General features: G+C 47.6%; 22 protein-coding genes. 2 read left to right on the top strand and 20 right to left on the bottom strand.

Annotated elements, in window-relative coordinates:
- Positions 1-7: 7 nt before the first annotated feature.
- From M3630_RS09265 to M3630_RS09245, 5 genes are all read right to left on the bottom strand, one after another.
- Positions 8-2,794: a WIAG-tail domain gene (locus M3630_RS09265; RefSeq protein ID WP_251251887.1), complete on the bottom strand. Its 2,787-nt coding sequence runs from the start codon at positions 2,792-2,794 to the stop codon at positions 8-10.
- A gap of 177 nt (positions 2,795-2,971) precedes the next feature.
- Positions 2,972-4,483 carry an AAA family ATPase gene (locus M3630_RS09260; protein WP_173609473.1) on the bottom strand — a complete coding sequence of 504 codons (1,512 nt, stop codon included), beginning with the start codon at positions 4,481-4,483 and terminating at the stop codon, positions 2,972-2,974.
- Positions 4,476-5,003, bottom strand: coding sequence for a hypothetical protein (locus M3630_RS09255; protein WP_173609474.1), 528 nt, complete (start codon positions 5,001-5,003; stop codon positions 4,476-4,478). The genes M3630_RS09260 and M3630_RS09255 overlap by 8 nt, the downstream gene beginning before the upstream one ends.
- Before the next feature lie 151 nt (positions 5,004-5,154).
- The gene (locus tag M3630_RS09250) at positions 5,155-5,634 is read right to left on the bottom strand and encodes a cell wall elongation regulator TseB-like domain-containing protein (protein ID WP_251251886.1); all 480 of its coding nucleotides are present in this window, start codon (positions 5,632-5,634) and stop codon (positions 5,155-5,157) included.
- A gap of 29 nt (positions 5,635-5,663) precedes the next feature.
- The gene (locus tag M3630_RS09245; RefSeq protein ID WP_251251885.1) at positions 5,664-6,365 is read right to left on the bottom strand and encodes a hypothetical protein; all 702 of its coding nucleotides are present in this window, start codon (positions 6,363-6,365) and stop codon (positions 5,664-5,666) included.
- 133 nt (positions 6,366-6,498) lie between these two features.
- Between M3630_RS09245 and M3630_RS09240 the strand changes: the two genes are divergently transcribed.
- The gene (locus tag M3630_RS09240; RefSeq protein ID WP_133257456.1) at positions 6,499-6,678 is read left to right on the top strand and encodes a hypothetical protein; all 180 of its coding nucleotides are present in this window, start codon (positions 6,499-6,501) and stop codon (positions 6,676-6,678) included.
- Positions 6,679-6,741: 63 nt separating this feature from the next.
- On the opposite strand, the gene M3630_RS09235 is transcribed toward M3630_RS09240, so the two are convergent.
- From M3630_RS09235 to M3630_RS09165, 15 genes are all read right to left on the bottom strand, one after another.
- Positions 6,742-8,046, bottom strand: a complete 1,305-nt coding sequence (locus M3630_RS09235; protein ID WP_173603902.1) for an amidohydrolase — start codon at positions 8,044-8,046, stop codon at positions 6,742-6,744.
- 16 nt (positions 8,047-8,062) lie between these two features.
- Positions 8,063-8,686 (bottom strand): redox-sensing transcriptional repressor Rex, encoded by a 624-nt coding sequence (locus tag M3630_RS09230; RefSeq protein ID WP_251251884.1) that lies wholly within the window; start codon positions 8,684-8,686, stop codon positions 8,063-8,065.
- Between the two features lie 15 nt (positions 8,687-8,701).
- Complete coding sequence (locus M3630_RS09225; protein WP_251251883.1) at positions 8,702-9,607, bottom strand: ComEC/Rec2 family competence protein; 906 nt, start codon at positions 9,605-9,607, stop codon at positions 8,702-8,704.
- Between the two features lie 41 nt (positions 9,608-9,648).
- Positions 9,649-12,552 carry an ATP-dependent DNA helicase DinG gene (gene dinG / locus M3630_RS09220; RefSeq protein WP_251251882.1) on the bottom strand — a complete coding sequence of 968 codons (2,904 nt, stop codon included), beginning with the start codon at positions 12,550-12,552 and terminating at the stop codon, positions 9,649-9,651.
- Between the two features lie 91 nt (positions 12,553-12,643).
- The gene (locus M3630_RS09215; protein WP_251251881.1) at positions 12,644-14,098 is read right to left on the bottom strand and encodes a tetratricopeptide repeat protein; all 1,455 of its coding nucleotides are present in this window, start codon (positions 14,096-14,098) and stop codon (positions 12,644-12,646) included.
- Positions 14,099-14,180: 82 nt separating this feature from the next.
- On the bottom strand, positions 14,181-14,564 hold the full coding sequence (gene panD / locus M3630_RS09210) for an aspartate 1-decarboxylase (RefSeq protein ID WP_007723146.1): 384 nt from the start codon (positions 14,562-14,564) through the stop codon (positions 14,181-14,183).
- A gap of 20 nt (positions 14,565-14,584) precedes the next feature.
- Positions 14,585-15,451, bottom strand: a complete 867-nt coding sequence (gene panC / locus M3630_RS09205; protein ID WP_251251880.1) for a pantoate--beta-alanine ligase — start codon at positions 15,449-15,451, stop codon at positions 14,585-14,587.
- A complete protein-coding gene (panB, locus tag M3630_RS09200; RefSeq protein ID WP_173609481.1) occupies positions 15,448-16,311 on the bottom strand; it encodes a 3-methyl-2-oxobutanoate hydroxymethyltransferase in 864 nt (287 codons plus the stop codon). Before panB ends, panC begins: the two co-directional genes overlap by 4 nt.
- A gap of 259 nt (positions 16,312-16,570) precedes the next feature.
- The gene (locus M3630_RS09195; protein ID WP_251251879.1) at positions 16,571-17,554 is read right to left on the bottom strand and encodes a biotin--[acetyl-CoA-carboxylase] ligase; all 984 of its coding nucleotides are present in this window, start codon (positions 17,552-17,554) and stop codon (positions 16,571-16,573) included.
- Complete coding sequence (locus M3630_RS09190; protein ID WP_251251878.1) at positions 17,544-18,767, bottom strand: CCA tRNA nucleotidyltransferase; 1,224 nt, start codon at positions 18,765-18,767, stop codon at positions 17,544-17,546. The genes M3630_RS09195 and M3630_RS09190 overlap by 11 nt, the downstream gene beginning before the upstream one ends.
- A gap of 127 nt (positions 18,768-18,894) precedes the next feature.
- Positions 18,895-20,037: an N-acetyl-alpha-D-glucosaminyl L-malate synthase BshA gene (bshA, locus tag M3630_RS09185; RefSeq protein ID WP_251251877.1), complete on the bottom strand. Its 1,143-nt coding sequence runs from the start codon at positions 20,035-20,037 to the stop codon at positions 18,895-18,897.
- A 16-nt stretch (positions 20,038-20,053) separates the two neighbouring features.
- A complete protein-coding gene (gene bshB1, locus M3630_RS09180; RefSeq protein ID WP_251251876.1) occupies positions 20,054-20,749 on the bottom strand; it encodes a bacillithiol biosynthesis deacetylase BshB1 in 696 nt (231 codons plus the stop codon).
- Positions 20,746-21,156: a methylglyoxal synthase gene (locus M3630_RS09175; protein WP_173609486.1), complete on the bottom strand. Its 411-nt coding sequence runs from the start codon at positions 21,154-21,156 to the stop codon at positions 20,746-20,748. Before M3630_RS09175 ends, bshB1 begins: the two co-directional genes overlap by 4 nt.
- A 50-nt stretch (positions 21,157-21,206) precedes the next feature.
- Positions 21,207-21,959: a 4-hydroxy-tetrahydrodipicolinate reductase gene (gene dapB / locus M3630_RS09170; protein ID WP_251251875.1), complete on the bottom strand. Its 753-nt coding sequence runs from the start codon at positions 21,957-21,959 to the stop codon at positions 21,207-21,209.
- Positions 21,952-22,299: a nucleotide pyrophosphohydrolase gene (locus M3630_RS09165; RefSeq protein ID WP_016740047.1), complete on the bottom strand. Its 348-nt coding sequence runs from the start codon at positions 22,297-22,299 to the stop codon at positions 21,952-21,954. The genes dapB and M3630_RS09165 overlap by 8 nt, the downstream gene beginning before the upstream one ends.
- 215 nt (positions 22,300-22,514) lie before the next feature.
- Here M3630_RS09165 and M3630_RS09160 point away from each other — a divergent pair, with 215 nt between their 5' ends.
- Positions 22,515-23,372, top strand: coding sequence for a YitT family protein (locus M3630_RS09160; RefSeq protein WP_251251874.1), 858 nt, complete (start codon positions 22,515-22,517; stop codon positions 23,370-23,372).
- Positions 23,373-23,427 lie beyond the last annotated feature (55 nt).

Raw genomic sequence — 23,427 nt, 5'->3', positions numbered from 1 at the left:
TACCGAATTATTTATCGTTCTCGATATCGCTATCGTATTCTTCAGTACTTTCATAATCTTGTTCGAGATCACTTTCATCTGTGCCTTCCTCATCTTCATCCGTGTCGTGATCCTCCATGTCATCCTCGTCCCTGTACTCATCTTCCATGTCTTCCTCATCCGTATCTTCGTCTTCCATATCCTCATCTTCCTCATCTTCATCGTCTGTATCTTCGTCTTCCATGTCCTCATATTCCACGTCTTCATCATCCGTATCTTGGTCTTCCATGTCCTCATCATCCGTATCTTCATCATTCATGTCTTCCTCTTCAAAGTCGTGATCTTCTTCGACTTCTTCTGCCCCCAGTTGTCCCCTCTCTGTTGACCATTCCAACATTTCGTGTGGAACATCTACTCCTTTTACTCCAATCCCGATCCAGTGAATCACACCTGTCGCTTCCTGCCCCTCTTGATTGCGAAATACTGTGATGATCGCGGAAGTCCTTTTCGTATATTTGAGCGACGTATAAATGCCCGGTTGGTTTGTCATCGCCACCATACAATAATGGGTATCCGCATAAGGCTGTGGCAATCGAACGGTCACATCTGTAGACTTGCTTGCGGCAGAAAGTCTGAAGGGGACAAAACCGTATTGTTGCAAGGTTACTCCTATATGATTATGCGTCTCAATTACCGGAAAGGATAATTTCTCAGCATCAATAGACTGATCCGCAATGTGATGGGTAGTGACAGCTTTGGACGCAATTTTAGAACCGGTCACGGAGTCCTCTGCCAGTTTTTCCTGCGTAATGATCCGGTTTTGCAGATGCTGTTCTGTTATGCTCCTGCTAACAAGATGATTTCCTTTGAGCGTCCCTTCCTTAATATGAGTTCCATCCAAGCTGCCTTTTATGACATGAGCACCATGAACGGAATGGCTATCCAGCTTGCTCGCATCAATGCTCTGATCGGCTATTTTCTCTCGAGTGACACTTCCGTCCTGTATTTTTTCCTTAGAAATGGAGTTACCCTGGAGATGGTCAGCTTGAATGATGTGAGTGTTGAGATGTGCAGATGAAATTGCTTTTTCCGCAATCTTTTCCCCCGTGACGGCTGATCTGCCGAGATGGCGTGTCTTGATCGCATCTTTGGCTATTTTGGGCGCTGTGATGACGGCATCTCCAAGTTTGCTTGTCGTAATGCTTAGATCTGAAATTTTGTCTGTGGAAACAGATTCTGGTGCCAATTTTGAGGTGGTTACCAAGTGGTCATGCAGATGCTGGGTCTGGATGATGTACTCGCGTAGATGATTGCCCCCAATGATTCTGTCAGTTAAATGCTGTTCTTCTATAGATCTTCTTGCCAGCTTTTCTGAGCGAATGGTCCCGTCAATCAGATGTCGTGAACTCACGCTCTCATCAAGCAAGTGTTGCTCTCCTACACTCCTGTTCGCCAATTTGTCGGTAGTAATAGCCTTATCAGCTATCTTGGCTGTGGTAATCTGCTGATCCCCAATTTTTTTAGCCGTCAGCATCCCATCTTGCAAGTGACTCGATAGGACACTGCCAGCTTGTAAATGTGTGCTGCCGATTGATTCTTTGGCGAGCTTTTCTGCCGTGACACTGTTGTTGTCCAAATGCTCGGTTAATATCGCGTATGGCCCTACCTTATCACTGGTCACCGCTTCTGGATGTAAATGCTGGCTATAAATGGCCTGAAATGCAATGTGATGATCCGTGATGCTTCCAGCGCTAATATTACTGCCATCTATCAGCTCTTCCGTGAGATGATGATGGTAAATGGAGCCTTCACGAATATGTTGAGACTCAATTGCATCTTCGTCTATCTTCGTGGATGTTACTGCACCATCGCGTAATTTATCGCCCGTGACGGCTCCATCCTCAATCTTCACGGTGTTGATCACATAATTGGCGAGATTACTTGTCTGAATGGTCCCCATCTTTATTTTTTCTGAGGTAATCGATTGATCCTGGATCAACTCATTCGTGATCGCTTGCTCCTGAATATGCTTGCTTTGGATCGAGTGGTCGGCAAATTTCATCGAGTCGATGGTTTTATCGGCTAACTTCTCGGATGTAATGCTATGGTTGATCAATTTTTGTGCGGAAATCGAATAATCCTGCAAATGCTCGCCGCTTACGATTCCCTGCCCCAAATGATCCCTCTGTACTGAATGCGGTGCGAGTTTGGTGGAAGTTACGCTCTTGTCCGCGAGTTTGCTGCTATCCACGGCATAATCCTTTAGAATCGAATTATCCACGGCGCCTTGCTTAATCTTGGACGCGTCAATGGCACGGTTCGCAATTTTTTCTGTTGTCACCGATTGATCTGTCAAGTCGTCTGTATAAACAAAAGATTGGACACGATCATCATTTCGGTCTTTGATGACCTTCGAATAAAAGTTTGGATTGGTAGTTGAGCTTTGTTTAGAGGATACGCTTTGTTTAGACGATACGTTTTGTTTGGAAGGTGAATCCTGTCTGGAAGACGAGTCCTGTTTGGAAGTCGAATCCTGCCTGGGAGTTAAATCCTGTCTGGAAAGCGAGTCCTGTTTGGAGGATAGGTCCTGCTTGGGTACTTTGGGAATCGGTTGTTGTTGCTCTTTCGGTGTGGCAGCAGAAATGGGAGGTATTCTGTGACTGCTCTCCAAATTACTTTCAAGCAGATTTAATTCGAGGTCTTCCATCCACTCCCGATCGGGTGATGATGTATATGAGAGCGGTAACTCGTGCATGGTCTGCCTAAAGGTTTTGCTCAGACTTTTGTTTGCTTTTCGCCGGTTCACATTGGCCATAGGGTCTCCTTGCCTCCTGATTTCATTCCCGTATCACTTTTGTAAGATATTCAACCATTTCCCTATTTGGCACCGTGTCTACAAAATTGTTTCATCCTGATTTGCTCAAGTTGCCAGCTAACACAAAAAAACCTGCTTCGCCAACTCTTCCATTGGCTAACAGGTTCTTCATCTTACTTATACAGCAACTTCTTCCTTCGTTTGTGACAATAGCGCCCTGAACTCATCGCCTTGCAGAACTTCCGCTTCCAACAATGTATACAAGCCTGTTTGGAATACGGAGTCATACTGTCTCAAAAGATTGCGGGTTTCTGCGAGCAATCCTTCCAGCAGACGCTCAACCTCGTCATGAATCCGGTTCTTATCCACATATTGCAAATGTACAATCCCCAGATCGGACATACCGCTTTGTACAATTTCCTGTGCCATTCCCAGCGCTTGCTCGAAGTCATTCTTCGATCCAGTGCTGCGCCCACCGTAGTAGATTTCCTCCGCTACGGCTCCTCCAAGGCTAACCATGATTTGCTTCTCCATCGCTTCCTTGGTATACAGATAGCGGTCTTCCATCGGATTTTGTCGGACGTATCCTAATGCTTTGCCTCGTGGACTCAGCGTGACCTGCGAGACAGAGCCTGGTCGCACGCTCTCACTGACAATGGCATGGCCCAATTCATGAAGAGCAACACGCTTCTTCTCTTCCTCTGATGCTTGACGGTCTACCTTCTCCCCGAGCATAACCTTGTCTACGGCATAGGCAAAATGCTTCGCAGTGATTTTTTCCTGACGGTCACGCATGGCATAAATAGCTGCTTCATTGGCTACGCTTTCCAGCTGCGCGCCAGAAAATCCGAATGTCTCCTGTGCCACTTTTTCCAGTGTGACATCCTCGCCTAGCGGTTTATTGGCCGTGTGAATGGTCAAAATCTGCTCGCGTGCTGGCTTGTCTGGAAGATCAACGCTAATATGACGGTCAAAACGACCAGGTCGCAACAGCGCTGCGTCGAGCATGTCCTTCCGGTTCGTAGCAGCCATGACCAAAACCCGCGGCTTGTCGGTCGTAGCCACACCATCCATCTCCGTCAAGAGTTGATTCAAGGTTTGATCGTATTCCCGCTGCTGTTGACCATCCCTTTTTCCACCGACGACATCGATCTCATCGATAAAAATAATCGCGCTGTCTTGCCCATTTTTCTCTGCTAATGCCTTCGCTTCCTGAAACAATTCACGGACGCGTTGTGCACCGACACCGACATACATCTCTACAAACTGCGAACCTGATGCCGCCACAAAAGCAGAATTTGTATAGTTCGCTGCTGCTTTCGCCATCAGTGTCTTACCCGTACCAGGAGGACCTGTCAAAAGAACACCTTTGATCGGACGAATCCCGTACTGCTCAATTTTGTCCTTATACACGAGAAAATCAAGCGATTCCTTCAGCTCTTTTTTGGCGCGTTCCTGTCCACCGATATCGGCAAACTGCACGTCCGATTTCGGCAGCTCATGCTTGTTTATTTTTCTTTTCCCACCGAGGGCGACATTTCCGCCTTGTCCATTTTGCTGACGGATGACCAGAAAGTAAAGCGCACCCAGTACGACTCCGAACACCAAAAATGGGGTAATGTTTACACCTAGAAAAACAAGAAAAATCAACAGTGCAGGTACGACGCCGATCAGTACTTCCTTACGCACGTGCCTTCACCTCTTTTTCAATGGAACGAGGTATGATGGTGTAAAAATCCTCCGTTCCTTTTTTCAAATAAACATAAATGTTTTCGTCATCCATCGATGCAGATGCTTCGTCGAGTTGATTCCCTTTTTTCCATTGTGCCACGAGGGCTGGAATGCGGCTATATTCATGCAACTCCACTGCTTCGGTAAACACAAATTGACCGCTTTGCCAAATATCGTCCATCGCTGTCGACTGATTGTCGATGTCAATGACCACTTCTTTTTCACCTGCGATCTTTTGTGTTTCCGTTAGCAGATTTCGATATTCTGCTGGAAATGTGTCTGGTTTTGTAACAGTTACATCTATTTGAATTTTATCTTTGCTGATCTCCAAATTGCCCAATGTTGCGGACTGCATTTGGCCAATTTCTGCACGGATTGGCTCCTCAATCTCCATCTTTTGGTACAAGAACCATCCTCCGAACAGGAGTGCCAATGTTGCCACCAAAGATAATCCTATTGCGCTCTTTTTCAACTGCACGGCTACTCCCCCCATAAATATCGTTCTCGTTTTCTCTCTAAGCAACATCCAAAGTATATCATATGAGTATATCAATTTCTTATACAGATGTTGGATGGAATGCCAAACAGGCCTTCTCCCATAAGGAAAAGGCCTGTCGTATGCAAGCGTCTCAGGTTGGAGCGAGCACGTATGAGGTTAACAGAGCGCCCGTGAATAGATCATAGTGAATGTAGTGATAACGACCGTCTTTGTCTTTTACAGTGACTTCCCAAAATTTCTTATCGTTTTCGAGACCAGGAACCAAATGAGTGATCTCCGATTGTGGGAAGGACTTATAAACTGCCTCTTCTACATTCTTTTTTGGAACAGCAAGATCCATTCGATCAAAGCTAACTTTCTGATCAGTCATCCAAGCTACAACTTGTGTCCCCGCCTTATTTTTCCCAATGACGACAGCGTAGCTCTCCTTGCCTCGATATTCATCAATGGATTCAATCTCCGTGATCGTTGTGCGATCCTGGATCCACTGACGAACGGTTTCCTCAAATTGATTGCGTTCCCCTGCTACAGAAGCCGTCAGGTGATAGGCGAACCCAGCTCCCGTAAGTAAAATGACGGCAACGATTGATAGGATAATTCGTACTAACACAGCAAAGTAACTCCTTTACGTGGCTGACATTACAATCGGAATCGAAGCTGGTCTCTCTTCACTCCAACTGCCGTTTGTATTTGCAAATCCAGCTCCAGTTGACGAAGCTGCCCCGTAGTTGACTCGTACCATAGTTGGTAATTGACTTTCATTCCGTTCGTTACATTCGAAGTCAAATCATGAATAGGGAAGGATGGACCTAGCCACATCGATAATAACGAAGAGACTTTCTCAGGTGGAACCGCAATCCGATATCCACTCCATCCTTGCCCCGCAGTATCTTCAAGGCGTTCAGGACGAACGGATTGCATAACTCCCTTGAGCAATACTGCGTGCTCATACGGGGTGAACAGCGCATACGGCAGTGCAGCATGGTCCTTTATCTGGCCATCAATTCGAACCGAAACTGGCTGCCCATCTTTTCTGGCTATTTCAAGCTGGTGGCCACCGATTTCTCCTGCGAGCTGAAATTGCTCATTTTGAAATCGCCCATGTAAGGTCTGATCCTTCATGTAAACCAGAAATGAGCGTTCCTCGTTCTGCGTAATCTGCTCCAAAAGCTCCGCTACCGTTGTCGTCTGCCCCGTTCCTGTTGTTTGTCTGACCGCAGACGCAGGATCTGTGCTGCCTGTATTGGCTGATCGACTTACTGTCCCCAATACAATCCCCAGGAGAAATAGACCGAGTAGGATAGGAATGAGCCACCACAGCAATTTGGGCCGGATGTACATGTCGTCCCCCCTGTCCCATTTTTGTCTTTAGCCTATGCTATACGGGAAGGTTTTAGAACGACACGGAAAAGTTGCTAATCATAGCTTAAGGTCGGGCGGTCATACTACACATACACCCCGAGGAGGTGAGCGCGTGACATCTTCGCAACAAACTACATCTCCTGACATACTTGGGTTTCTGTTACAGGAATACCGCGTCTCCTGGGCAGGATTGTCGTCTCCCTTGCGTCAATGGTCGCACACACCCACTCTTCATTTTCGCCATCATCTCCTGACAAAAGCTGTGGCAAAAATGAACAACGGAACGTCGTAGTATCCAATTCCCCTACCTACACCTGCACTGCCTTACTCCTGTCCCCCACCTGACAGGAGCCTTTTACCGTTTTAACGTTTGGAATACGCGGTTCGCTTCGTAAATCGCGCGCTCCTCATCAATGGTCAACAGCTTATGGTTACGCATCAAGAATTTACCCGCTACAATCGTATCTTTCACATCTCGTCCATTTGCTGCGTACACCACGTGTGAAATCGGTTGGTGCGCCGGGTGGAAATGGGCTTGATGGCTATCCATCACGATCAAGTCAGCTTGCTTGCCTACTTCAATGCTTCCAAGCGTTTCTTCTTGGAATACCCCTTCTGCGCCATAACGGGTAGCCATGCGAAGCGCTTCCTCTGCTGGAACTGCTACTGGATCGTTGTTCACACCTTTGTGCAAAATCGCAGCGAGCTTCAATTCTTCGAACAGATTCAAATTGTTGTTGCTTGCAGAGCTGTCTGTACCGAGCGATACGCTTACGCCTTTTGCCAACATTTTCGGAACAGGCGCAACACCGCTTGCCAGCTTCAAGTTGCTGACTACATTATGAGAAACTCTCACGTTGTATTTTGCCAAAATGTCGATTTCTTCATCCGTTAGGTGAACAGCGTGCGCGACGAGTGTTGGACGATTGAACATACCCAGCTTTTCCAAGTGAGCGACTGGACGCAGTCCGTAGTCCTTCTCGTTTTGACCGACTTCCCAAGCGGTTTCTGACATATGGATATGAAGCGGCAAGGACAACTCATCGGCTTTTTCGATAATTTGGGTAATAAATTCAGGCGAGCAGGTATACGGCGCATGCGGTGCCATCATGACGGTAATACGCCCGTCTGCCTGATTATGCCATTCTTTTGCAAAAAGTGTCGCGTCTTTCAGCTTTGTTTGACGTTCTTCTTCAGAGCACAGACCGATCATTCCTCGGCAAAGGCGGGCACGCATTCCAGCTGCATCGACTTCCTTCGCCACAACATCCATATGGTCATACATATCCACAAACGTGGTAGTTCCGGTACGAATCATCTCAATAAGCGACAGTTGGGTACCCCATTTTACTGTGTCACCCGTGAATTGCGCCTCCAATGGCCACATTTTGTCTTCCAGCCATTGTTGTAACGGCAAATCATCTGCATAACCACGTAGGAGGGACATACCAGCATGTCCATGCGTGTTGATTAACCCAGGCAGTATGTAGTCTCCTTTTTGATCGATAACTTCATCGTATCCCGCTTCCGACAGGTCCTCAGGAGTTGGGCCCACATACGTAATCTTGTTGCCTTCGAATGCTACGGCACCATCGTAAATGACTTCATTCGTATCGTTAACGGTAATGACTGTTGCGTGAATGAGGATCGTCTTTTTCATAGTATACACTCCATTCTTATGTCAAGTAGTAGGCCAAGCTTTGCAGGTTGGACGTCACGTCCGCATAGTGAATGCGAACATCCTTTCCTGCGCGAATCGTCGTAGGGGCAAAATTCAAGATCCCCTTGATACCCGCTTGAGTCAACTGATCACATACGGATTGCGCTGCAGGGGCCGGTACCGTAATAATCGCCAGCTTGATTTGCTTTTTAACGATTGTCTCTTCCAGCTCTGATAAAGGCTGAATCGGTATACCTGCGACTTTTTTGCCCTGCTTCTCTGGATTATTGTCAAAGATGGCCGCAATCCGCATGTTATCTTTCAAATAAGCGTTGTAGTTACTGATGGCATGGCCCAAATGCCCAGCTCCGACCAAAGCGACACGGATTTCATCCGTTAGCTTCAGGATTTCACGTATTTTTTCCACCAGATAATCGACATCATAGCCGATTCCCTTTTTTCCAAAATCACCAAAAGCTGCAAGATCTTTTCTGATTTGGGCAGGATTCACATCAAGATTCTTGCCCATCTGTTGGGAGGAAACGGTGGTCACCTCAACTTGCTGCAAATAACTGAGGTAACGCAGATAAATCGGCAAACGACGGACGACCGCTTCTGAAATCTTTTCGTGTTTTGCCACGTTCGGTCTTCCCCCCTAATTCTTTTGCTTCAAAATCCGATATTCTTTTCCATTCGATAAAATGGTAATGGAACCGTCGTGGCTGGTAACGTATGTCTCGGCCCATGACTCACCCAAACGCTCCATGACCTCCGTCTGACCGTCTTTCATTTGATCCCGTGATCGGCCTGTCTGAATAATGGCGACCTGAGGATCGACCTGCGTCAGAAACGGTTGCGAAGATCCCTGATTGCTTCCTTGACCGGCTACCTTTAGCACTTCCGCCTTCAGTTTGTCATTTTGCCGTTCCAACAGTCGCTCCTCTGCTTTTTCATTCACGGCACTCATAAACAAAAATCGCAGTTGACCGTGCGTCAATCGAAAAACAAGAGAATTGTTCTGAGGCGATAAAAATAACGGTTCATCCGGAAGCAATACTTCCATGGAGATTTCTTGGTCAAGAGTGAGTACTTGTCCTTGCTCTGCTTCCATCTGCTTTTGGTTGGAGCGAAGCAGCACGACATGCCGAATGGATGGTGCGATCAGCTTTGGCAAAATGACAGCATCGATGAGCACTTGTTGGCTCAATGAAGTGTAGCCTCCCATATGTTCCGGCTGGTCGTTCGTCAACACCACATAATCGAGCCGTGTAATCTTGAGCTCTGCCAAGCGCGCTGAAAGAACGGGCCAATCTTCTGACGTACCCGTATCAATCAGCATCGTTTTGCCGCCTGGCATTCTCAAAAGCGTACTCTCACCTTGTGGAAGTGCGAAGTAGGTGATTATGAGACCCGAAAATTCCTGTTCTGTCTCGGTTTCAAACGGGTCATCTATCTTCACTGCTGCTTCTTGCAAATACAAATGGCTATCAATCGAGCATGCGCAAAGGAAAAACACACTCAGAACTACTATCCACCAACGCCACTCTTTTTTCCATAACATTTATTTTATCACCTTAATCCCTATGAGACTATTGCTTCATTTTATGAATCTGACAGGGATTGCATACTAAGGAATGGCTCTATGCGCTCTCGCAGAGTTGGCCATGGACCGCTTTCGATTTGAAATGGCGGCAAAGATTGAAGGAATGAGCGTCCATATCTGGACTCAACCACACGCGTGTCGAAAACGATCACGACCCCTCTATCCAAGTGATGGCGAATTAATCGCCCCACCCCTTGCTTAAATTGCAGAACGGCTTGTGGAAGAGACAACGACATAAAGGCGTTTTTTCCTTCTGCCTTCAAAAGCTCTGCCCTTCCTTGATAGACAGGATGATTCGGCGGAGCAAACGGAAGGCGAACAATAACTAAACTGCTCAGCCATTCCCCCTGGATATCGACACCTTCCCAGAAGCTGCTAGTTCCAAGCAGCACACTTCTCTCCATGCTTCGGAACAGTCGCACCAGCTTGCTCCGATTGTTGCTATCAATCCCGTGACCGAATAACGTATACGGTTCTGGAGCATCTGCCAGTCGTTCTTTCATCGCTTGGTAAACAAGTCGAAGCATCGAATGTGAGGTAAACAGGATCAGCGTCCTTCCTTTCGAAGCCAGTACGACGTCCACGCACCCTTGAATGACCGCCTCCAAGTACGTGTGGTCACTCTCTTTGCCTGGTGCAGGGAAATCAGATGGAATCAACAGCAGCCCCTGCTCTTCATAATGAAACGGCGATGGCAGTGACAAGGTACGCACTCGTTCCTCGGGAAGCTGGTCGAGACCAAACTGGCTTTTGATGTAGGAGAAGCTGTTCTTGACCGTCAGAGTGGCTGATGTCAAAATCAGACTCCGCTTTTGTGCGAAAAGCGGTTCTGCCAGTGAGTCGGCAACCTTCAAGAGTGCCGCTGACAAATGAACCTGCTTGCGAGCTGTACGGGACTCTACTTCCATCCAATACACATACTCGGCATCCTGCTCAAGTAAAAAGAAGTGAAGCAGCTCCACGGCGTTCTGCCAGTCTTTGATGAGACCGAATAAATCTGTCAGTAGACTGCGTACGGCAAAAGGAGGCTTTTCCTCTTGCGGAGTCGTTCGCAAAAGCTGTTCGATGCCCGCTGCATATGCGGTCATCCCTTCAATCAGCTTTTTGGTTACTTTGCGTATCTTCTCGTGTTTACCTACAAACGATTCGATCCGATATCGTACTGTCTCACGACCAGCGTCCGTCGTCTCCTCCGCACGATCTGATGCCCATGCATACAAGAGCTGTGTCCATTGCTGCGCTTTCTCTCGCAAGGCAGCGGACTGTTTTCTTAGCTCCAAAAGCTTGGCAGCGACATCTTCTTGTACCGCAGGCATCCAGCTTTGCAGCTCTTCTGCGAAGCGGGCTATAGCCCCACCCTCCTCAACCGATGCACGATCTAACAAGAAAAGAAGCTGCGTGGTTGAAAACTGCTTGCCTAAATGCTGTGTCGCTGCATCCTCCAAATGATGGGCCTCATCGACGATAGCAACTTCATACGAAGGGAGGATTCTGTTTTCCGCTTGCAAGTCGCTGATGAATAGGGCGTGATTGACGATGAGGACATCGACATCGCGAGCCCGTTCCTTCGCCTGGAAATAGTAGCAGCGACTAAACCACGGGCAAGCCCGATTCAAACAAGAGCTCGTATCACTTTTTACCTGTTGCCACAGCAGTTGACCACTTGGAGGCATGCTTAGCTCTTCCACGTCACCGGTAACGGTTTGCGTGAGCCACGTCAGCATCTGTCCTTTGACCAAGCGCATTTCTTGGCTGCTTCCTTCTACAGGTTCGTCTACGGCTTGTTCAAATTTACGCAAGCATAAGTAGTTTCCTCTGCCTTTTAGCGTCGAAGCCGTAAACGAAAACGGCAACGACTCCTGCAAGGTAGCGATTTCCTTATGGAATAGCTGTTCCTGCAATTGAATGGTATTGGTACTGACCACCAGCTGTTGCTGATTGTAATGAGCCCAAATGATCCCCGGCAAGAGATAGGCTAATGATTTTCCCGTACCAGTCCCTGCCTCTACCAATAAATGGGCGCCATTCTCCATTGCCTCATAAACGGCATGCATCATTGCTTCCTGAGCATCCCGACGTTGATATCCCGACATTTTTGCCTGCATGTACCCGTTTTCGCCCAAAACCTCCTCGAGCTGGTTGGCAAACGCTTTAGTCACTGTCGCATCGACATGAGGACGCTTTAGAGACGCTGTTAATTTTTCTTCGCGCTTCCGTAGAGCCAACTGGCGATAAATATCCCACATGTCTGAGGAATCCGTTTCGGTTGTGATTCCATCCAGCTCTGGCAGTTCTATGAGCTTTTCCATCTCGATCTGACGTAAAAGAACCTCGATATCCGAGCGAAACGAAGAAACGAGCATCTGCAGGCGCTGGATCGTCACGAGTGGCAGTCTCTTTAAAATATCCAGCAAGTGGAGAAACAGCTGCGCCGTTGCGAGTGCATCACTATCTGCTTGATGGGGATTATCGTGCTCGATTTCCAGCTCAGACGCCAGTTCTCCGAGTCTGTAGCTATTTTGCATTGGCAAAAGAACACGGGATAGCTCCACTGTATCGAGCACGTAGCCGTCAAACGCATAATAGCCCTGGCTCAGCAGGGCTTCTTGTAAAAATTGGAGATCAAAGCTTGCATTATGTGCTACAAATGCTCGTCCGTCCAATAAACGTAAGAAATCTGGAAACACTTCTTCCAAGGAAGGAGCATCTGCAACCATTTCATTGGTAATCCCTGTTAATTGAGTAATAAACGGTGGAATATCCTGGCCCGGATGAATCAGGGTGGAAAAACTCTCGGTAATCTGCCCGTCATCGATTGCGACAGCACCAATCTGAATGATGCTATCGCCTTGGCGTGGATGGCTTCCCGTCGTCTCAAAATCTACAACTAGTAATCGATTCAAACGTTGTCACCTCGTAACCTGGGCGGAAACATTCAATCCGCACCCATTCACATTCGGCAACGATGGGAAATATTCCTGCTCTCCTGTACATTTAAGGCTGTACGAGCTCGGTTTGCATTTCTGTTTGACCGAGCTTGCTTGCACACAATTGCAGATAGATGGGGATTTCCCATAACTGTTCTGCGAATGGCAATGCCCGTTGAAAATATTGTTCAGCTAGGCGCCAATTTTCTTCCACAACCGCGATTCTTCCCAGATGAAAATACCCTAACGAACGTACATATGGCTCAGCGTCTTCCAGGAAATACTTTGCCAACCGTTTTGCTTCTTGTGTATCCCCCAGCTTTTCGTATGCGGAAATCATCCCGGATTGTCCGAGGCGATTGTCTCGGTTTTTTTCCAGTATGATCCGAAACGCTTTGATCGCTTCGTCTACCCTTCCGTCAAACAACAACATCCAGCCATAACTAAAAAGAAAGTCATCATTTTCGGGTGCGAGACTAATCGATTTTTTAACGAGCGTCAATGCCCTTTTCGTACCCGCAATGAGCCATGTATTCCAGGCCAAGCCATGCCACGCCCAGCCTTCTTTTGGGGAACGCTCCGTCAAAAAGTGATAGCAAATCTGTGCCCGGTGGTAATTGCCCACTGTTTCGTATAAAGAGGCCATTTCCTGAAGAGTATCGCTGTCCAAATCACGTGTCGGCAGTTGCAAGCCTTTCGGTGGGCTCCATTCCACCGTCTGGTCCATCGTATGCAATAACTTGGCAGCACGCAGCCATAGCATCTGCGCTTCCCAATCGTGCTCGTTTTTTTCTAAATACGGTTCCAATTCGTCCAAAGCTTCCTGTGCATCGCCATCTCTTAAATAGCATAGCGCGAGGTTGTATTTGGCTTCTTCCTGTTCTGGCTTGATCTCGAGAGACGTCTTGAAAGCTTGCGCCGCCTCCAGCCATTGCTCCTCCTCCGCAAGTATGCATCCGATGGCATTAAAACTGATGGCCACAACGGTAGGTGAGCCTGCCGTCCTGCCGAGAAGACGGAATTCCCGAAAGGCTAATTCTGTTTCCTCACACAAAAGGAGACTGTAAGCGTAGTACAAGCGCCCACTTTCCCAGTCTGGCGATTTTTGAACTAGTTCTGCAAAGCACTTTTTTGCGTCTTGAAACATGCGCAGATGATAAAAGCCTTCCCCACGTCGAAAAATCGGCTCGTATGGACCCGCTTCCGGGGAATACCCTTTCTTTTTTCCCTCTGCTGTTTTTTCTGTTTCTACTGCCTTTGGTGATTCTGCATTACCCTTCAACTGATCCGGCTTTTTCTCTTCTGCCGGAAGCTGTCCTTCCATTTCCTTGATGTTACGAATCGCATTTGATAATTTTTCTTCGAATTGCAGCCACAGGTCTACGACTGTATCACTTACTTGGCGCAATTGAAACAATTGTTCCGCGAGCTGAAGACGTTCTTGTTCAGAAGCCCCCTGCCACTTCTCTTCAATCGTCTGCGCTTTGTTCCGAAGCGTATGAAACCAGTCTTCGATTTTCACAAGAAAAGCCACCCCCTATGAGGCATGAGTACTTTCATTGTCTCACAAGGCAGGTGGCTCTATGCAGGAGTCGACAGATCGCTTACAGAATCGTCGCGTGTACTTCTTCTGCAATCAATTCTTTGATCTGATTTTTTTCATCCATGATGGCGACACGTGGCTTGTAGGTTCTCGCCTCTTCATCCGTCATCATCGCATAGGCAATAATAATAACGATGTCGCCCTCTTGTACAAGACGTGCAGCTGCTCCGTTCAAGCAAATGACGCCACTGCCTGGAGCACCTTCGATAACGTATGTTTCCAGACGCGCTCCGTTGTTGTTATTGACGATTTGTACTTTTTCATTTGGCAAAATATCCAGCGCATCCAACAAATTTTTGTCGATGGTAATACTGCCGACATAGTTCAAGTTTGCTTCAGTTACTGTTGCGCGATGGATTTTTGCTTTCATCATGGTGCGGAACACTAACAATTCCTCCCTTATCTCTACTTGATTGATGTAATCGTATTGTCGATCAGACGTGTTTTGCCAAAACGAACAGCCAGCGCGATGATGATGGTCTGACCTGCCGTTTCCTGCTCCAATGGAGTAAGCGCTGGATAGCTCAAAATTTCCACATAATCAATATCAGCCAACGGCTTCGCGGAAATCATTTGCGTGATACGATCCTTGATTGTAGAAAGAGCCACACCCTCACTTAGCCATTCTTCTGCTTGCCTCAGGCTCTGTGATAGCACGAGTGCTTGTGCTCGCTCATCTGCTGACAAGTACACGTTCCGAGAGCTCATGGCAAGCCCATCCGCTTCCCGTACTATCGGGCATGGAACGATTTGTACTGGCATCGATAAATCGTGGACCATTTGCGTTACAACGGCTACCTGCTGGGCATCCTTTTGTCCAAAAAAGGCGAGATCGGGCTGGACAATTTGAAACAATTTATTGACGACGGTCGATACGCCATCAAAATGACCTGGACGAGAAGCTCCACACAATGGTGTCGTCACATTTCCTACTGAAATATTGGTCAACATCGGCGTCGGATACATCTCGCTGACTTCCGGGGTAAAAAGAAAGTCCACTCCCGCTTCTTCCGCCATTTTGCTATCCCTTTCGATATCGCGTGGATAACGTTCAAAGTCTTCATTCGGTCCGAATTGCAGCGGGTTTACGAAAATGCTCATCACAACCAAATCACATACTTCACGGGCAGCTTTCACCAAGCTGAGATGTCCTTCATGCAAAAAGCCCATGGTTGGTACCATTCCGATCGTTTTTCCTTGCCGACGCGCTTCTTTTATATGAACACGCATCTCTGCAATCGTGGAGACTTGCTGCATCATGGTTTGCATCATGACTGCTTCACTCCTTCCCCGTACAGTTCCTTGATGGTTTCTTCGGAGGCATGGAAGACATGCTCTTGCGCTGGGAAGCTTCTTGCTTCCACTTCTTTGTTATAAGTCTCCACTGCTTCACGGATTGTTTCGCCAATGTTTGCATAGCGCTTCACGAATTTCGGTGTGATATCCGATGCGTAGCCGACCATATCATGGAACACCAGCACTTGCCCATCACAAGTCGCACCCGCTCCGATTCCAATCACAGCGATGTCCAGCTTGTCTGCAATCATGCCAGCGACCTCTTCCGGAACACATTCCAGCACAATGGCGAATGCACCTGCTTCTTGAATCGCAAGGGCTTCGTCCAGCAATTTTTTGGCTGCCTCCAGATCTCTTCCTTGTACTTTGTAACCGCCTAATTGATGTACCGATTGCGGAGTAAGTCCAATATGTCCAACGACAGGGATGCCTGCTTGTACACAGCGTGTAATGATTGGGGCGAGTTCGCGGCCCCCTTCCATTTTGACGGCCTTGGCCAGCCCTTCTTGCATTAGTCTGCCCGCGTTTTTCACCGCTTCCTCAACTGTTCCGTGATAGCTGAGGAAAGGCAAATCTGCCACGACAAATGCTCGCTTGGCCCCTCTCGTTACTGCTTTCGTATGGTGTAGCATGTCCTCCATCGTAACAGGGATGGTGGAGTCATAACCGAGTACGACCATTCCCAACGAATCACCGACCAGAATCATATCAACGCCAGCTTCATCCACTAATTTCGCTGACGGATAGTCATAAGCGGTCACCATGGTAATCGGGGTTCGCATTTCTTTTTTCTTGCGGATACTCGAAGTCGTAATAGGTCTGTCGTTTTGTGCCATTTTTCATTGCTCCTCTTCGCATCAAGCCCGTGGATCGTGTGAGGAATAAAAAAACCTTCTCGCGTCAATCGGGAGAAGGTTGTCCATGTCAAAAAGACATTTTGCGTTAGCGGATTCCTTCTGTCTCGGTCCACACAGGCTCTGAGCAGATTTTTGTCCTTACACGTATTGATTTAAGATTACACGATAGATACAAAAATACTCCGGGAGTACCGTTCACCAGGTGATACAGCCTCCAAATTGGAGTATAGCAAATGATTTAATCATTTGCACGATAATTGACATCAGCCGAATAAACTTTGTGAATCTGTCCAGTCTGATCCTCGACTTTGAGTACCCCTTCTTCATCCAAGCCAACGGCACGACCTTCCAGCTGTTGTGAAATCGTCTGGAGGGTCACCCATTTGCCAATGGTGTACGAATGATTCTCCCACTCTTGTTTTACACGCTCGAAGCCAGCCTGCAAATAGTGGTCGTACTCTTCTTCAAAAATTCGGCAGAGCCGTTGAATAAACGAAACGCGCTTCAGTGGCTCGCCAGATTCAATTCGAAGTGAAGTGGCAATCTGTGCCAAGTCAGATGGAAAATCCGCCTCGATACTGTTGGCATTGAGCCCGATTCCGATCACTAAATAATTGACCCGATCAGATTCGGCATTGAGTTCTGTCAAAATCCCGCATACTTTTTTGTCACCAATAAAAATATCATTCGGCCATTTGATTTTGACAGGGAGCCCAGTCTCTTCCCGGATCGTTCTCGCTACAGCAACCGCCGTTAGCAACGTCATCTGAGGTGTCTTTGGTAGCGGAATCGCAGGTCGGATGATCAAACTCATCCAGATCCCCGTTCCTTTCGGAGAATGCCAGGGGCGACCGAGTCTGCCTTTCCCACCTGTTTGCAGCTCTGCCAGTACAATCGTACCTTCTACTGCCCCTTTTGCCGCAGCCTCGTGTGCGAGTGGCTGTGTAGATACCACCTCATCGTAAGCGATGACATTTTGACCAATCCGGTTCGTTTCCAATCCAGCCATGATTTCTGCTGCTGACAAGCGATCAGGGGCAACCAACAGGCGATACCCCGATTTCCGCACCGCCTCTACCTCGTAACCATCCCGGCGCAGCTCTTCGATATGTTTCCAAACCGCCGTCCTGGAGCAACCGCATGTTTGGCTCAATTCTTCACCTGAGATGAAACTGCCTGGCTGATCACGGAATGCTTGAAGGATGACTTGCTTAATTTTCATCTTGTGCAACCTCTTTCTTTGCAACTTCGACGAGTGCTTCTGGTGTATTTGGTAAACCGTGCAGTGCCGTTTGTCTAAGCAACGATTCCAAGACGCGGACAATCCACTCGCCGGGCTTTTTCTGAACGGCTACTTGCAGGTCAAGCCCCGTAATTGCCAAATCCTTGATGGTTTTGACAGGCATGTTTTCGTATTGATCGAGGAGTGCTTGCTTCGAAAACGAATGCCTCTCCTTCCACCAACACGCTTGCAGTAAAAGGAAAAACTCGTTGCAAGTGTCCCACCCGACTTCAAGCAGCAATGGCCCCCACTCCATCGCTTGGGGGACATCCCATTGCGGCTGCAATCGCGTCAAAAGCTCAACCAAGCAACAAATTGCTTCTGTTTCGCGTTTGGACATTTTGAGGAATTGGCATACTTCACGCGATTGCACAGGCGAATATTTCGCTGCAAACAGTAGCAACGACCATTTTTGCGTCACGGTTTGCAAATGACGGAGCCGCCAAGTATGCTCATTCGAGAAGATGAACAGTTTTTCTACCTCGGGGGCATAAGCCATGAGCCTCGTTTCATTCAACAACTGACAACCAACCTCTGGGGCTTTGCTGTCGAGCGTTTTATTCAGCTCTTCCCGTATGCGTTCCACAGCAATATGAGCTAACAATGGCGCAGTCTGTTTCATGGCGAGCATGGTCTGGTCTTCTATAGCAAAACCTAACTGGGAAGCAAATCGCACACCCCGTAAAAGCCGAAGGGCATCCTCCTGAAATCTCTCTAGCGGAATGCCTACAGCACGAACCAGCCGATGCTCCATATCCTCTTGTCCACCGAACGGGTCGTGCAATACTTGATGACGATCCATCGCCATTGCGTTCATCGTAAAATCCCGTCGCTCCAGATCGAGCCGAAGTTCCGAAACAAATTGAACCTCAGCGGGTCGACGGTAATCTTCATATTTTCCTTCCGTCCGAAACGTGGTGACTTCGAACAGCTGCCCCTCGACTTTTACAGATACAGTACCGTGTTTCAGACCAGTCGGGACATGATCGGGAAACAATCGGATGACGTCGCCGGGATGGGCATTCGTGCATATATCTATATCATGAACAGGTCGTTGCAATAGCCAATCGCGGACGCAACCACCCACGTAGTAAGCTTCAAAACCGTGTTCCTCCAATCTGTCGAGAACACGCTTTGCCAATTCTATCGCCAATCCAATCCCCCCTTTCTGGTTTGCTCCGCCTGATCTACTCAAGGAGGCGTTTATCATGAGAGTTTTGTATGGATTGTTTATTTTTATATCCAAGGTGCATCAGCTAGCTAAAAACTCCATCTTACGTTCAAAAACTTAGGTTTTCTTCAGTTTTTCTTGCCAGCAAGTTGGCGTACAGTGCTTCATACTGCGAAGCAATCGTTTCGTGACAAAACGTTTTGCAGGATCGCTCAATGCTATTCGCGGAGAATTCGCGGTAGAGCTCTTCGTTTTGCAAGAGACGTATTGTTTCTTTCGCCATGCCTTCCACGTCGCCAATTGGACGCAAGAAGCCGTTCACACCATCCAGTACGACTTCAGGCAAACCACCTGCCACTGTTGCAACGACTGGCACACCGCAAGCCATTGCTTCAAGTGCGACGAGACCGAAGCTTTCCTTTTCTGATGGAAGCAGCATAATGTCTGCCATCGACAATACCTCGGCGACGTCTTCCTGCTTGCCGAGGAAGCATACATCGTCATTCAGACCCAGCTCGGCAATCATCTTGCGGACCAGCCCCATTTCGGGACCTTCCCCAATAAGGATCAGTCTGGAAGGCACTTCTTCACGTACACGCGAAAATATTTCAATCACATCCGGCACTCGTTTGACCGGACGGAAATTGGAAATGTGCATAAGAATTTTTTCACCATTCGGTGCAAATACCTTTTTCAGCTTCGTAACCTCTTTCGGGTAATAACGCCGCTTGTCTACAAAGTTATACACAGGAACAATTTCTTTTTCAGTATGCAGCAGCTCTTTTGTCTGCCTGATCAAATCATTGGACACCGCTGTTACCAAATCGCTTCGCTCAATGCCGAAGCGGATCATATCACTCAAATTCGAGTCATAACCCAGAACAGTAATATCCGTCCCGTGCAGTGTGGTCACAATTTTCAAATGATCCCCTACCATTTGCTTGGCGAGGAACGCACACAATGCATGTGGCACAGCATAATGCACATGTAATAAGTCCAGGCTTTCATTTTTCGCCACTTGCGCCATTCGGTTCGCCAAGGTCAAGTCATAGGGTGGATATTTAAAAACATCATAGTTGTTCACTTCTACTTCATGATAGAAAATGTTCGGGTGAAACGCGCCTAAACGAAATGGCATTCCACCTGTAATGAAATGGACTTGATGTCCTCGCTCAGCCAATAGCTTGCCCAGCTCTGTGGCTACTACGCCCGATCCGCCCAATGACGGATAGCAAGTAATCCCGATCTTCATACAGTGTCACCCCTTCTCACAAGCTCTTTAATACATACGGAGCTGCACTGACAAATCCTTCTGCGTAGGCTACACCAGCCTGCTGACCAAACAGTCGCTCTCGATACTCAACAGACTCCAGATAACCGTTGGTAAGTGGTGTTTGGACACTGCCTTCTTCAAGCTCAAACTGACTGCGATAGCAACGCAGCGCTTCCATTTTTTGCTCATAAACAGCAGTGATATCCACGACAACCTGTGGCGTGACAGTGGAATTAATAAAATAGTAGAGGAATTGCGATGGGCGATAGGCAGGCAAAGAAGGCTCCGGCAAATACTTGCGGATACCCGCATTAAACACCGCTTCTCGAACGATCCGACTTACGCTTTCGTGATCTGGATGACGATCCGCGTAATAAGGCGCAAGCACAATGGCTGGGCGTGTTTCACGAATGAGCTTTACGACACGTTCAATCGCACTTTCCCTGACTGCTTCCAAGCCGCGATCAGGCAGTCCAAAATTAAAGCGTGCAGCCACTCCCATCACTTGGTCAGCCGCAGCCGCTTCTTGTTGCCTTCTCTCCACCGTTCCATTCGAAGACAATTCTGCGTAGGTCAAGTCGAGAATCCCCACGCGCTTTCCCTCATTAGCTGCCAATATCAGACTGCCTGCCGCTCCGATCTCGACATCGTCAGGATGAGCGCCGATTGCCAAAATATCGAGTGAACTCATGCTTCATTCTCCTCACGCACCACTTCGCGCCAATCCAGTTGTCCCATTTCCAAGGCCTTCAGCATGATTTCTGCCGAACCGAGATTGGTGGCAAACGGTATCTTGTGCACATCACACAGTCGAAGCAGTGCGATAATATCAGGTTCATGCGGTTGAGAGGTAAGCGGATCACGCAAAAAGATAATCAAATCCATCTCATTGCGGGCGATCATCGCACCGATTTGTTGATCGCCTCCTAATGGCCCTGAAAGAAATCGGGTTAGGGAAAGCGACGTAGCTTCCATGATTCGCGACCCAGTTGTTCCTGTGGCATACAGGTCATGCTTTGCCAAAATGGATTCATAGGCCATCGCTAGTTGCACAATCTGTTCTTTCATTCGATCATGGGCAATCAATGCAATTTTCAAGAAAACCTCTCCCTTTATGGCTGGGTATCGTGTGTATGTTAATCAAACGTTTAATCAATCAGATGTTCCAATCCGTAAATCAATCCGTTCATATTCATTACGGCTTTAATAGCCATATTTACCCCTGGCATGAAAGATTCCCGGTTAATCGAATCATGGCGTATGGACAGCGTTTGGCCTGTTGCCCCAAACAAAACCTCTTGATGGGCGACCATGCCTGGCAGGCGGACACTGTGAATTCGGAATCCTTCGTAATCTGCTCCGCGAGCGCCTGGAATTGTTTCTACCTCTTCAGGATGCCCTTGCTTGAGCTCTTCACGAACGGCTCCAATCATCTCGGCGGTCTTCAATGCCGTTCCGCTTGGCGCATCCAGCTTTCGGTCATGATGCAGCTCGATAATTTCCACATGTGGCATATATTTTGCTGCCATTGCGGAAAACTTCATACATAGAATCGCTCCGATTGCAAAATTCGGAGCAATGATGGCGCCCAGTCCCACTTCTCTATAGCGCTCCGTCATCTCTTGTAGCTGCTCTGTTGTCAGCCCTGTTGTACCAACCACCGGTCGCACACCACGAGCCAGACAGATCTCCATATGACGATACACCGTATGCGGTGTCGTAAAGTCTACCAAAACATCCGGCTTCATTTCGTCCAATTGTTGATTGATTCCCTCTTCGCTCACACGCGTATCCAAATTGCCTGTAAAAACGAGCGCGGTATCCTGCGCTAACATTTTCACTACTTCTTGCCCCATTCGACCATTTGCGCCAGCAACTGCTACACGAATTTGTTTAGTCATGCTGCTCGTTCTCCTCTATTCTTGTCCAGCGATCTTTATCGCGTGTATTAAACTTGTGCATAATACGATCAAACGCTTCCTGCAAATCGATTCCGAGTGAGTTTGCGAAACAAATTACAATGAAGAGTACGTCACCCAGCTCTTCCTCTACTGTTTTTTCGCCTTCGTCCTTTTTCTTCGGTTTTTCTCCATAAAAATGGTTAATCTCTCTGGCTAATTCGCCTACTTCTTCTGTCATTCTAGCCAGCATGGACAGCGGAGAAAAATATCCTTCTTTAAATTGCGATATGTATTGATCAACTTCTTGCTGCATCTCTTGCATAGTCTTTTGCCGTTCCATCCGACCACTCCTTTTTCACATTCTTCTCTCTTTCACCTATCGTACTAAAAAAGGCTTCGTTTGCCAAATCACAATACTTCGTCTTTCCAGCATATGGACAATCAAACGAGCGTTCATTTATAATGGCTTTCGGATAGCCCTCAGGTAACACAAGTATTACCTGCACATCAAGTCCGGGGGGAAGCCTTTTCCTGGTCCGGCGAACAGGAGGAAATATGAAAATTCGTCTTGACAGTATCATTGCCATTATCATCGGTTCTGCCATTATGGGATTTGGTATTAACGCGTTCAACATTCCCAATCATCTAGCTGAGGGCGGTATCACCGGTATCAGTATTTTGATCAAGCTGTTAGTTCCTGTTGTGGATCAGGGAATCGTCTTCTTTGTCCTGAACGTACCGTTATTTTTCTTGGGCTGGAAAATTCTTGGACGAACCTCTTTTTTCTACACGATTTTGGGAACGGTTTCTCTTTCCGTCTTTTTATCCTTATTTGATGGCGTGCTTCTGTTGCCAATGAAAGATCGCTTGCTTGCTTCCCTGTATGCCGGGGTAGCTGTTGGTGTCGGGTTAGGGATTATTTTCCGTTACGGCGGAACGACCGGCGGTGTGGACATCATTGCCAGACTGCTTCAGAAATACATGGGTATCAGTATGGGAAGGACGTTGTTCTTCGGAGACATCTTGGTCATTGGGGCGTCCCTCGTCTATTTGAATCTAGAAAGCGCCATGTACACCCTTGTCGTCGTCTTTATCGCAGCACGTGTCATCGACTTTTTCCAAGATGGCGCTTATGCAGGAAAAGCATTGACGATCATCTCCAACGAAGCAGATAGCATCGCCAAGCACATTCTCGATGTAGGTCGTGGTGTGACACTCTTAGCCGGTAAAGGCGCCTACTCTGGCGAGGAAAAGAAAGTCATCTATGTCGTTGTCAGCCGAAACGAAGTCATGCGTTTTAAAACCATTGTGCAAGAAATTGATCCGCATGCTTTTGTCATCGTTAATGATGTGCATGAAGTTCTCGGAGAAGGCTTCACCCTTGATGAAAACAAGAAACCGCTTCACGACTAACATGAAGCAGCACAGAAAAACCCTTGCCTTTTCATACAGGCAAGGGTTTTTGCAC

This window comes from Brevibacillus sp. MER 51 (assembly GCF_023714195.1).
Lineage (GTDB): Bacteria > Bacillota > Bacilli > Brevibacillales > Brevibacillaceae > Brevibacillus.
Note: the sequence above shows the minus strand (reverse complement) of the source record. Positions and strands in the feature narration are given on the sequence as shown.

Excerpts from the sequence above, each read along its gene's own strand:
- bshB1 (WP_251251876.1), bottom strand. The coding sequence starts at position 20,749 with ATGAGTTCACTCGATATTTTGGCAATCGGCGCTCATCCTGACGATGTC.
- M3630_RS09225 (WP_251251883.1), bottom strand. The coding sequence starts at position 9,607 with ATGTTATGGAAAAAAGAGTGGCGTTGGTGGATAGTAGTTCTGAGTGTG.
- M3630_RS09235 (WP_173603902.1), bottom strand. The coding sequence starts at position 8,046 with ATGAAAAAGACGATCCTCATTCACGCAACAGTCATTACCGTTAACGAT.
- M3630_RS09245 (WP_251251885.1), bottom strand. The coding sequence starts at position 6,365 with ATGTACATCCGGCCCAAATTGCTGTGGTGGCTCATTCCTATCCTACTC.
- M3630_RS09160 (WP_251251874.1), top strand. The coding sequence starts at position 22,515 with ATGAAAATTCGTCTTGACAGTATCATTGCCATTATCATCGGTTCTGCC.
- bshA (WP_251251877.1), bottom strand. The coding sequence starts at position 20,037 with ATGAAGATCGGGATTACTTGCTATCCGTCATTGGGCGGATCGGGCGTA.
- dapB (WP_251251875.1), bottom strand. The coding sequence starts at position 21,959 with ATGACTAAACAAATTCGTGTAGCAGTTGCTGGCGCAAATGGTCGAATG.
- panC (WP_251251880.1), bottom strand. The coding sequence starts at position 15,451 with ATGATGCAAACCATGATGCAGCAAGTCTCCACGATTGCAGAGATGCGT.
- M3630_RS09165 (WP_016740047.1), bottom strand. The coding sequence starts at position 22,299 with ATGGAACGGCAAAAGACTATGCAAGAGATGCAGCAAGAAGTTGATCAA.
- panB (WP_173609481.1), bottom strand. The coding sequence starts at position 16,311 with ATGGCACAAAACGACAGACCTATTACGACTTCGAGTATCCGCAAGAAA.
- M3630_RS09265 (WP_251251887.1), bottom strand. The coding sequence starts at position 2,794 with ATGGCCAATGTGAACCGGCGAAAAGCAAACAAAAGTCTGAGCAAAACC.
- M3630_RS09195 (WP_251251879.1), bottom strand. The coding sequence starts at position 17,554 with ATGAAAATTAAGCAAGTCATCCTTCAAGCATTCCGTGATCAGCCAGGC.